This is a genomic window from Virgibacillus carmonensis (genome assembly GCF_057836705.1).
In genome coordinates this window covers 1-677 of record NZ_JBYQFJ010000180.1, presented here as the reverse complement: position 1 = coordinate 677, position 677 = coordinate 1, and the positions used below count along the sequence as shown (strand labels likewise).

The following is a 677-nucleotide window of genomic DNA, read 5'->3' as shown; positions in this document are numbered from 1 at the left end:
CATCAACATCCTCAGTAAAATAACCGCCAATTGAAGTCACCTTGCCATCTTCAATCAGCAAATCAGCCTCATATTTGTCAGTTGCCGTTACAATTGTTCCATTTTTTATCAATTTTTTCATTCTCTTTTCCCCCTTTAGTTATTTAACCAAACTAATTCCACATGATGGTTCTTTAATTGCAGCCTCACGCTCTTTCCATGTCATTGGCTCGTCACTTGGAATCTCAATCATGTCAATTGCGCCATCTACCGGACAAACAATCGAACATAAATTACAACCAACGCAGTCATCTTCGTTAACCTGTAAGTACTTTGTCCCATCTTTTGCCTTTAGCATATCGATACATTGATGTGCTGTGTCTTCGCAAGCAATATGACATTTATTGCAGTTAATACATGTGTCAGTATTAATACGGGCTACGGATTTATAATTGAGGTCAAGGTCACCCCAGTCGGAATACTTCGGAACTGATTTCCCAACAAGGTCACCGACAGATGCTAGCCCCTTGTCGTCCAGGTAATTGTTTAAGCCCTCAACCATATCTTCTACGATGCTAAAGCCATGGTGCATAGCTGCTGTACAAACTTGCAAACCGCCTGCACCCATTAACATGAATTCCACAGCATCCCGCCGGTCTGAGAGGCCGCCAATTCAAGAAAGAGGAATGTGGGTTGTA

Annotated in this window: 1 pseudogene; it reads right to left on the bottom strand. The window is 42.1% G+C overall.

The features are described from left to right. Window positions 1-139: 139 nt before the first annotated feature. Window positions 140-652, bottom strand: a pseudogene (locus AC3G7N_RS21245) (4Fe-4S dicluster-binding protein); the annotation flags it as partial. Window positions 653-677 lie beyond the last annotated feature (25 nt).